General features: G+C 72.1%; 10 protein-coding genes. 4 read left to right on the top strand and 6 right to left on the bottom strand.

The features are described from left to right. Window positions 1-62 precede the first annotated feature (62 nt). From ABT116_RS51010 to ABT116_RS35810, 3 genes are read right to left on the bottom strand one after another with little or no spacing between them, the layout of a single operon-like run. Window positions 63-1,310: a hypothetical protein gene (locus tag ABT116_RS51010; RefSeq protein WP_502983993.1), complete on the bottom strand. Its 1,248-nt coding sequence runs from the start codon at window positions 1,308-1,310 to the stop codon at window positions 63-65. Window positions 1,311-1,319: 9 nt separating this feature from the next. Beyond that, window positions 1,320-3,659 carry an FHA domain-containing protein gene (locus ABT116_RS35815; protein ID WP_351642774.1) on the bottom strand — a complete coding sequence of 780 codons (2,340 nt, stop codon included), beginning with the start codon at window positions 3,657-3,659 and terminating at the stop codon, window positions 1,320-1,322. 55 nt (window positions 3,660-3,714) lie between these two features. Beyond that, window positions 3,715-4,125, bottom strand: coding sequence for a hypothetical protein (locus ABT116_RS35810; protein ID WP_351642770.1), 411 nt, complete (start codon window positions 4,123-4,125; stop codon window positions 3,715-3,717). A 336-nt stretch (window positions 4,126-4,461) separates the two neighbouring features. Between ABT116_RS35810 and ABT116_RS35805 the strand changes: the two genes are divergently transcribed. Continuing rightward, complete coding sequence (locus tag ABT116_RS35805) at window positions 4,462-4,845, top strand: nuclear transport factor 2 family protein (RefSeq protein ID WP_351642768.1); 384 nt, start codon at window positions 4,462-4,464, stop codon at window positions 4,843-4,845. A gap of 80 nt (window positions 4,846-4,925) precedes the next feature. Then, window positions 4,926-5,213, top strand: coding sequence for a DUF1905 domain-containing protein (locus ABT116_RS35800; protein WP_351642765.1), 288 nt, complete (start codon window positions 4,926-4,928; stop codon window positions 5,211-5,213). Window positions 5,214-5,256: 43 nt separating this feature from the next. Here ABT116_RS35800 and mgrA read toward each other — a convergent pair whose 3' ends face one another. After that, complete coding sequence (gene mgrA / locus ABT116_RS35795) at window positions 5,257-6,249, bottom strand: L-glyceraldehyde 3-phosphate reductase (protein WP_351642762.1); 993 nt, start codon at window positions 6,247-6,249, stop codon at window positions 5,257-5,259. Between the two features lie 117 nt (window positions 6,250-6,366). Between mgrA and ABT116_RS35790 the strand changes: the two genes are divergently transcribed. Beyond that, on the top strand, window positions 6,367-7,263 hold the full coding sequence (locus tag ABT116_RS35790) for a LysR family transcriptional regulator (protein ID WP_351642759.1): 897 nt from the start codon (window positions 6,367-6,369) through the stop codon (window positions 7,261-7,263). 44 nt (window positions 7,264-7,307) lie between these two features. Here the strand turns inward: ABT116_RS35790 and ABT116_RS35785 are convergent, their stop codons facing one another. Further along, on the bottom strand, window positions 7,308-7,508 hold the full coding sequence (locus ABT116_RS35785; protein ID WP_351642756.1) for a hypothetical protein: 201 nt from the start codon (window positions 7,506-7,508) through the stop codon (window positions 7,308-7,310). Between ABT116_RS35785 and ABT116_RS35780 the strand changes: the two genes are divergently transcribed. Then, window positions 7,507-7,803, top strand: coding sequence for a carotenoid oxygenase family protein (locus ABT116_RS35780; protein WP_351642753.1), 297 nt, complete (start codon window positions 7,507-7,509; stop codon window positions 7,801-7,803). The two genes, ABT116_RS35785 and ABT116_RS35780, sit on opposite strands and share 2 nt — an antisense overlap. Before the next feature lie 559 nt (window positions 7,804-8,362). On the opposite strand, the gene ABT116_RS35775 is transcribed toward ABT116_RS35780, so the two are convergent. Beyond that, a partial coding sequence (locus ABT116_RS35775) for an MFS transporter (protein WP_502983992.1) occupies window positions 8,363-9,005 on the bottom strand: 643 nt, incomplete at its 5' end.

The raw sequence follows: 9,005 nt of genomic DNA, 5'->3' as shown, positions 1-9,005 counted from the left end.
CCCGGCGATCTGCTGCCCGACCAGCTCGGAAGGCCGCCCGGAGAACAGGCTCGTCTCGCGGGTCAACGCCCGTCACCCTCGGACGAGACGACCCGGGTGGGCTCATGCCCCACGACCCGCGTCGGCGCCGCCACGCCCGGACGATCCGCCTCCCCCTCCCCTTCGCCCTCGCCCTCGTCCTTCCGGTCCTCGGGGGACACGACGCGGGTGGGCTCGGGGGCATCCGGAGTCACCACCCGGGTGGGCTCGGGAACATCGGGAGGCACGACCGGTGTCGGCTCGGGAGCATCCGAAGCCACCACTCGGGTGGGCTCAGCAGCGTCGGGGGCCACCACTCGGGTGGGTTCCGGAGCCCTGGCAGTTTCCGCCCGGGCCACCCCGGGGGCATCCCGTCCCACTACTCGCGTGGGCTCCGGGGCTTCAGGAGGGACAACCTCCTTCGGCTCGGGCCTTTCCGCAGGCGGCACCACCCGGGTCGGCTGAGGCCCTTCCTGAGGCGCCACCCGGGTCGGCTCAGCAGCGTCCGCAGCCACCACCCGCGTGGGCTCCGGAGCCTCGGGGGGCCCGACCCCCGTCGTCGGTTCGGGGGCCTCGGGCGGGGCCACTCCGGAGGGCGGGGGCGCCTCGGGCGGGGCCACTTCCGACGGTGTCCGTGTCTCGGGTGGGACCACCCGCGTGGGCCCGGCGGGTGCGCTTCGCGCCGGTGGCGGCGACTCGGCCGGGCCGGCGGCCTTCCGCGCGCGGGACGGTTCGGCTGGGCCCTCGGGCGGTACCACCCGAGTCGGGGGACGCACGGGCGCTTCGGCCGGGCGGGACGCCGGTCCCGCTTCGGGTGTCTCGTCCGTCGCGTACGTGGTCATCCGGGTGCCGTCGGCGTACACCCAGTGCCCATGGGCGGAGTCGTAGAGCCACACGGACTCACCGTCGACGACGACGCCGATCCGGATGCCGTGCGTGCGGCTGCGGAACGACTCGCGGTCGAGGCCGGCCGCCAGGTCCTCCACCGCGGAGCGGTAGCGCGCCAGGGCTTCCTGCGCCCGGCCCAGCAGCGGCCGCGGATCGGCGGCACGGGTGAGCGGCCCGTCCGCGGCGGGCGGATCCTGCGGTACGGCGACCAGACGGCGGCCGTCGACCCAGGCCGACCAGCCGTTGAAGCACAGCACGTGCCCCCAGTCGCCCTGCCGCTCCAGCAGCTGCACCGGCAGCAGGGGGTCGAGATCCACGGTGGGCCGGGCCGGGTCGGGGGCCTCCCAGGCGGGCATCCCGTGCTGCGGGACGACGTGCGTGGGCCGGAAACCGGGCGTCGTCATCGGCACTCCCTACTTCCGCATGACGGCCGGTTCGTGCCGGCGCAGCAGCCGGGACACGAGGAACCCGAAGAGCACCGACAGCACGACCAGCATCCCCACGTCCAGCAGCCACGTGCCCACCTCGTGCTCGAACAGCGGGTCCTTCGTCAGGTCGTCGGGAACGATCCGGGCGAGCCCCACGGTCCCGGCCATGGCGGCCAGCGCCCAGCGCGCCGGCACCAGCCAGCCCAGCTGCTCGAGCCCCGGGGTGTCGGCCAGCTTCAGCAGGGCCCCGCAGAAGACCACCTGGACGATGGCGATGAGCACCAGCAGCGGCATCGTCACCTCTTCCTTGCGCACCAGGGCCGAGACGAGCAGACCGAGCATCATCGCCGTGAAAGCGAGCAGGGCGACGGCGACCGTGATCTCCACCAGGGGCGGCATCAGCACGCCTTCGCCGCCGGGGGCGTTGAGGTCGACGCCCAGCAGGGCGACCAGGGTCAGCACCACCGCCTGGAGCACGGTGATGACGCCCAGGACGATGACCTTGGACATCAGGTACGCCGACCTGGACAGGCCCACCGCCCGTTCGCGCTGGTAGATCACGCGTTCCTTGACGAGTTCGCGCACGGCGTTGGCGGCCCCGGTGAGCACCGCGCCGACGCACAGGATGAGCAGCGCGTTCATCGCCGTGTCGAGGGTCAGCTTGCCGCCCGCGAGCGCGCGGGCCATCGCGCCCATGACGAAGGGCAGGGCGATCATGATGATCAGAAAGGTGCGGTCGGCGCTCAGCGCGGCCGCGTACCGGCGTACCAGGGTCCCGAGTTGGGCGCCTCGGCTGCGCGGCCGGGGCGGGGCGGTGATGACGACGGGCTGCGACCGGGGCTGCTGGGGCTGGGCGGACGCGTCGGCCACGTACCGTCCGTGGAAGGGCGAGGCGAGGTACTGCCCCGCCCAGTCCCGGTCCGTGTCCCGTTCGAAGGCCTCGAAGGCCTCCGGCCACTCCTCGAAGCCGAAGAAGGCCAGGGCGTCCTCGGGCGGCCCGTAGTAGGCGATCTTCCCGCCGGGCGCGAGGACCAGAAGCCGGTCGCACACGTCCAGGCTGAGCACACTGTGGGTGACGACGATGACGGTCCGGCCGTCGTCGGCCAGCCCACGCAGCATGTGCATCACCGAGCGGTCCATGCCGGGGTCGAGCCCGGAGGTCGGCTCGTCGAGGAACAGCAGCGACGGCTTCGTCAGCAGTTCCAGGGCCACGCTGACGCGCTTGCGCTGGCCGCCGGACAGGCTGTGCACGGCCTGGTCGGCACGCTGTTCCAGGCCCAGTTCGCGGATGACCTCGTCGACCCGGGCGCGCCGCTCGGCCTTGGCGGTGTCCTGCGGGAAGCGCAGTTCGGCTGCGTAGGAGAGCGCTTTGCGGACGGTCAGCTGCGCGTGCAGGATGTCGTCCTGCGGCACCAGGCCGATGCGCTGGCGCAGCTCGGCGTAGTCGCGGTAGAGGTCGCGGCCGTCGTACAGGACGGTGCCGTGGCCCGCGGGCCGCTGGCCGGTGAGGGCGTTGAGGAGCGTGGACTTGCCGGCGCCGCTCGGGCCGACGACGGCGAGCAGGCACTTCTCCCCCACCGGGAACGACACGTGGTCCAGCAGTGTCTTGCGGCCGCGGTCGACGCTGACGGCGAGGTCCTGCACGTCGAGGGAGACCTCGCCGGTGTCGACGTACTCCTGGAGTTGGTCGCCGACGAGGCAGAAGGCCGAGTGGCCGATGCCGACGATGTCGCCCGGGCCGACCGGGGCGCTGGTGACGCGGCTGCCGTTGAGGTACGTGCCGTTGTGGCTGCCCAGGTCGGTGATCTCGTAGGTTCCGTCGGCCAGGGCGCGCAGTTCGGCGTGCCGGCGGGAGACCACGAGGTCGTCGATGACCAGGTCGTTGTCGGTGGCGCGGCCGATGCGGACGGTGCGGGAGGGCAACGGCCGTACGGTCGTGGGCTGCCGGTAGGTGCCGGTGTGGGCCGGCATGGAGACGGCGGAGGGGCGTTGCGGCCTGGGTGCGGCGGGGGCGGGGCGTCCCGTCAGGGTCATGCGGGGTCCGTCGGCCGGGTTGCCGAAGCGGATGACGCTGCCGGGTCCGACGTCCCGTTCATGGATGCGGCGGCCGTCGGCGTAGGTGCCGTTGGTGCTGTCCTCGTCCTCGATGGTCCAGTGACCGTCCTCGGGCTTCAGCACCGCGTGGTGCCAGGAGACCCGGTCGTCGTCGATGACGATGTCGCACAGCGGGTCGCGCCCTACGTGGTAGTCGCGGCCCGGGATCATCACGGTGGTGCCCGTCTCCGTCTCCAGGACGAGCTCTGGTGCTACCGAGGGTTGCGCCATGGTCAAGATTCTACCGATTTGCCCTGGTGTGCGCCTGGGCGAAGAGGGGCGCAGGTCAGCCGACGGTGATGCCGACGAAGGGAGCGGTGCGCTGCATCCGCAGGGCGTCCACGGACTCGGCGAGCAGTTCGTACTCGGTGGTGTCGTCACTGGTGGCGATGCGCACCAGCCGTCCGGCCGCCAACTCCTCGGCGACCCGCTCCTGCTGGGCGGGGTCGGCGCACCAGGCGCGCAGCAGCATGGGCACGTCGGGCACGGTGGGGGCGACCGGCACGAGCGAGCCCGGTGGTAAGTGCTCGGCGTCCGGCCTGGGGTCGAGGCGCTGGGCGATCCAGGAGGCGCGGTCGCGCAGCCACCACAGGGCGAGGGCGAGGGTGGGCGCCCGGTAGGTGCCGAGGGGGACTCCGATCCGGCGGCCGTCGCAGACTCCGTACGCCGTGACGTGGCACAGAAACTCGTCGTGCACGTGACCCTCCCCCGTTGCCTGCCCGTCTGCCGGCCCGGCCTCGCCCCTTCTGCGGTTCGCGTGCTGTGCGTGAGGGCGCCGTCGCTCGATGTGAAAAGCGCTCTCGCAGGTCAGTATGTTCACTACTGAATCACTGTCACCACGACTTTCCGGCCACACTCCTGGCATATTCACGCCCCGCGTTGGCCGAAATGCGGCGAACGGTGGCGACGGCCCATGACTCCGGAGGTAATCGACGCTCCCGGCGGGTGCGGGCAAGGTGGTGTCACCGGGTCGACCGAGCGCGGAACCCGGTCCCTGACCAGCAATGACGACCTTTCCGGAGGCTGATCGCCCATGTCCGCAACCGCCGACCGCCACGAGGACGCCGTCGCCCGCTACTTCGAGGCCTGGAACGCCGACGACCCGGCGGCCCGCGCCAAGGCGGTCGCCGCCGCCTGGACCGAGGACGGTACGTACACCGATCCGCTGGCCGACGTCAGCGGCCACGAGGGGATCGCCGCGGTGATCGCGGCGGCCCGGGAGCAGTTTCCGGGTTTCGAGTTCCGGCTCACCGGTGGCGTCGACGGGCATCACGACATCGCCCGCTTCTCATGGGAGCTGGTGAGCGCGGCCGACGGCTCGGCGCCGGTCGCCGGGTCGGATGTGATCGCCCTGGACGGACAGGGCCGGATCAGGGCCGTGCTCGGCTTCCTGGACCGGGTGCCCGCCGGGGCGTGAGGCCGGCGCATGCGATGAGTTCTCCGGTGTCCGGCGGTCTGTCCGGATGAGGGAGCAGCAGCCGAGCACCGGAGGACGTCATGGCAAGCACGGGAGAACTGGACGCGGAGTTCACCGCGGTCCTGCGCAAAAGCCCCGCCGAGGGCGGCTGGACCTATCTGGTCTGGCCCCGGTCCGTCGAGTTCTTCGGCACCCGCGGCCTGGTCAAGGTCCGCGGGACGATCGACGGGCACCCGTTCCGCAGCTCCTTCATGGCCCTGGGGGACGGCACGCACAAGCTGCCCGTGAAGGCCGGCATCCGCAAGGCCATCGGCAAGGAGGAGGGCGACACGGTGACCGTGCGCCTGGAGGAACGGATCGGTTCCTAGCCATGCGTGCCCGGGGGCGTCCGCCCCCGGGCGGGCCGACCTGCTACTGCTTGACGATGGCGTCGATCCGGGCCAGTTCGTCCGCGTCGAAGTCCAGGTTGGCGATCGCGCCGACGCTGTCCTCGATCTGCCGCGCGCTGCTCGCGCCGACCAGCGCGGAGGTGACCCGGCCGCCGCGCAGCACCCAGGCCAGGGCCATCTGGGCCAGGGTCTGGCCGCGGCCCTTCGCGATGTCGTTCAGGTCGCGCAGCCTGCCCACCAGGTCCTCGGTGAGGGCGTCCGAGTTCAGGAAGGGGCTGTCGCTCGCGGCCCGTGAACCCTCGGGGATGCCGTCCAGGTAGCGGGCGGACAGCACGCCCTGCTCCAGCGGGGAGAAGACGATGGAGCCGACCTCGAGCTCGTCGAGGGCGTCGAGCAGCCCCTCGTCCTCGGGGCGGCGGTCCAGCATCGAGTAGCGCGGCTGGTGGATGAGGAGCGGGGTGCCCAGCTCGCCCAGGATGCGGGCGGCCTCGCGCGTCTGCTCGGCGGAGTAGTTGGAGACACCGACGTACAGCGCCTTGCCCTGCTGCACCGCCGAGTGCAGGGCGCCCATCGTCTCCTCGAGCGGGGTGTCGGGGTCGGGGCGGTGCGAGTAGAAGACGTCGACGTAGTCCAGGCCCATCCGCTTCAGGCTCTGGTCCAGCGAGGACAGCACGTACTTGCGGGAACCCCACTCGCCGTACGGGCCCGGCCACATCAGGTAGCCGGCCTTGGTGGAGATCACCAGCTCGTCGCGGTACGGCGCGAAGTCGGTCTTCAGGAACTCGCCCAGCGCGGACTCGGCGGCGCCGGGCGGCGGGCCGTAGTTGTTGGCGAGGTCGAAGTGGGTGACGCCGAGGTCGAAGGCGCGGCGCAGGATGGCGCGCTGCGTCTCGACGGACCGGTCCGGGCCGAAGTTGTGCCACAGGCCGAGCGACAGCGCGGGGAGCTTCAGACCGCTGCGTCCGGTGCGCCTGTAGGGCATGTCCGCGTAGCGGTCGGGGTGTGCGGTGTACAACGCGACTCCAGGGGGGTTGGCACGGTCGGGAGGGAACCGGTGTCCACTCTGGCGTGACCTGCGCCCATGCGTCCAACAGAAGAATCCGATGGAATTCAGCGGCTACGCTTCTCAGTCATGGAACTGCGCCACCTGCAGCACTTCGTCGCGGTCGCCGAGGACCAGCACTTCACCCGCGCGGCGGAGCGCCTCCTGGTGTCCCAGTCGGGCCTGTCGGCGTCCATCCGGGCCCTGGAGCGGGAGCTGCAGACGCCGCTGTTCGTCCGCACCACCCGCCGGGTGACGCTCACCCCGGCCGGACGGGCGCTGCTCGGCGAGGCGGAGCGGATCCTCGCGCAGGTCCGCTCGGCCCACGAGGCGGTGGCCGCGGTGCAGGGCGTGCTGCGCGGGATGCTCGCGCTCGGCTCCGAGCAGTGCATCGCGGGAGTGCACGTGGCAGGGCTGCTGGCCGCCTTCCGCCGGCGCCATCCGGACGTGGAGATCTGTCTGCGGCAGGCGGGCTCGGGGGCCCTCGCGGAGGACGTCGCGGCCGGGCGCCTGGATCTGGCGTTCGCGGTGCGCACCGCCCAGGAGGACACCGACCAGCTGCGGACCGTGCCGCTGACGAGCGAGCCGATGACCGTGCTGTGCCATCCGAGCCACCGCCTCGCGGCGGCCGGGGCCGCCGTGACGCCGGAGGATCTCGGCGGTGAGGTCTTCGTCGACTTCCACCCGGACTGGGGGCCGCGGCGCACCACCGACGCCGCGTTCGCCGCGGCGGGCGTACGGCGGAGCGTCGCCCTGGAGGTCAACGACGTGCACAGCCTCCTCGACCTGGTGGACGAGGACCTCGGCATCGCCGTCGTGCCGCGCCACTTCCGGCACAAGCGCGCCTCGCTGACCGCCCTGCCCGTGAAGGGTGCCGAGGACGCCGTGTACGAAACGGTGGCCCTGCTGCCGCCCGAGCAGGCGACCAGTCCGGCGGCCCGGGCACTGATGGCCCTGCTGGAAACAGGGGGTCCGACAGACTCGTGACCGTCCCCGAAGGCGACTGCGGTCGGAGTGGGCGAGATGACGGATCACACCCGACGGAACGTGCTGCGCGGCACTGCGGCGATCACGGCGGCGGGAGCGCTCGTCGGCACCGGCACGGCGGCGCGGCCGGCCGTGGCGGCGCCCGCGGCACCGCGCCGCTTCCCCTTCCTGAGGGCACGTTCGAGCCGGTCACCGAGGAGCTGACGGCCTTCGACGGGCCCGACGGGGCGGGTCGTGCGGACCATGAGGATCCCGGTGGCGGACGCGCCGATGATCCACGACTTCGCGCTGACCGAGCACCACGTGGTGATCCTCGACATGCCGGTCACCTTCGACATGGCGGGCGCCGAGCGCAGCGACATCGTGCCGTACGTCTGGAACGACCGGCACCCGGCACGGGTCGGCGTGCTGCCCCGCAAGGGGGATGCGGTCCGCTGGTTCGAGGTCGCCCGGTCTACTACTCGCACACCGTCAACGCGTACGAGAGTGGCATGTGGTGCGCGTGCCGAATCAGGAACGCTGGGGGGTGCTGCCGCCTGAGGGGGTTCTGGGGATACAGGACTTCGTTGCGCCGGACGGCACGGTCGACCGGGACCTGCTGGACTCCGTTCGCTCCCATGAGTTCCGGAACCTGGAGCGGGAGACGAAGCGGAGCTACGCAACGGACATCCGCCCGCTGCTGACCTTTCTGTCCTCCCGGAGGGTGCCGTGGCGGAGGGCGTGGCGGCAGGACCTGACGGACTACCGGCACTGGAGGTGCCGGGCGGCGGAGGATCCGGGCCGGATCGGCGGGACGAAGTGGGACCGGGAGGCGTCGCGTTCACCATGCTGTCTCGGTGGGCGAAGGTGTACCCGCTGCCGGTGGACGTCTCGCGGCGCGAGGACCTGGCTGCGGACTCGGTGAGCTCGCGGGTGCTGTGGCTGACGCCGCGGACCTGGGGCTTGTGGTCGGACATCGGGCTGCGCGGCCACACGCGCCGGGTCGGCGTCGGCATCCTTCGTTTCTCCGGTGGAACGCGTGGCGATCGGCATCGCGGGGAAATCCGCGATGCCGATCTCGACGGGTGTGTGGTTCTCGTGGTGGATCGGCGCCGCGTGGTCAGCCCGCCGTCTGGTGGATCGGTTCCGGGGTGGCCGTCCGGCTGCGCCGGGCAGCGAGGCCGAGTGCGGCGGTGGCCACGGCCCCGGCGAGGGCGAGTACGCCCAGACCGTTCGCCAGGGTGCCGGCGGCGGAGGCGAGCGCGAGGACCATGAGCGGGCAAATGAACTGGCCGAGGAAGAAGAAGCCCGTCCACAGGCCGGTGCCGCGGCCGCGGTCGGCGTAGTGGAGCTTGGACATGGCGAGGGTGAGCAGGCTCGGCAGCATGATGCCGCTGCCGAGGCAGTTGATCACCGCGCCGGCGGTCAGTACGACGGGGTTGGGGGCGAGCCAGATCACCGCGAAGCCGAGGGCGGACAGGCCGAAGGCGGTGGGCAGCCAGGCTTGCGCGCTACGGCCGGCCTTGGCGAAGACGACGGCGCCGATCACGACCGCTGCACTGGAGCCGGCTGTGGCCAGTCCGATCACGCCGGGGTCGCTCACGCCCATGTCGTTCAGGAGGAATGCCATCTCCACCTGGACGGTGTAGAAGAGGATGGCGCCGAAGAGGGTCAGCGCGCAGGTGCCGGCCAGCGGACGCCAGGGAAAGGGCCGCTGGGCCATCGGTTCCGCGGCGGTGGTGGCGGGCTCGTCCGTTCGGTCG

It is taken from the genome of Streptomyces sp. NPDC002130 (assembly GCF_040296465.1).
Classification (GTDB): domain Bacteria; phylum Actinomycetota; class Actinomycetes; order Streptomycetales; family Streptomycetaceae; genus Streptomyces.
This window is presented reverse-complemented; position numbering and strand designations above follow the sequence as displayed.

Excerpts from the sequence above, each read along its gene's own strand:
- ABT116_RS51010 (WP_502983993.1), bottom strand. The coding sequence starts at position 1,310 with ATGACGACGCCCGGTTTCCGGCCCACGCACGTCGTCCCGCAGCACGGG.
- ABT116_RS35815 (WP_351642774.1), bottom strand. The coding sequence starts at position 3,659 with ATGGCGCAACCCTCGGTAGCACCAGAGCTCGTCCTGGAGACGGAGACG.
- ABT116_RS35805 (WP_351642768.1), top strand. The coding sequence starts at position 4,462 with ATGTCCGCAACCGCCGACCGCCACGAGGACGCCGTCGCCCGCTACTTC.
- ABT116_RS35800 (WP_351642765.1), top strand. The coding sequence starts at position 4,926 with ATGGCAAGCACGGGAGAACTGGACGCGGAGTTCACCGCGGTCCTGCGC.
- ABT116_RS35790 (WP_351642759.1), top strand. The coding sequence starts at position 6,367 with ATGGAACTGCGCCACCTGCAGCACTTCGTCGCGGTCGCCGAGGACCAG.
- ABT116_RS35780 (WP_351642753.1), top strand. The coding sequence starts at position 7,507 with ATGAGGATCCCGGTGGCGGACGCGCCGATGATCCACGACTTCGCGCTG.
- ABT116_RS35785 (WP_351642756.1), bottom strand. The coding sequence starts at position 7,508 with ATGGTCCGCACGACCCGCCCCGTCGGGCCCGTCGAAGGCCGTCAGCTC.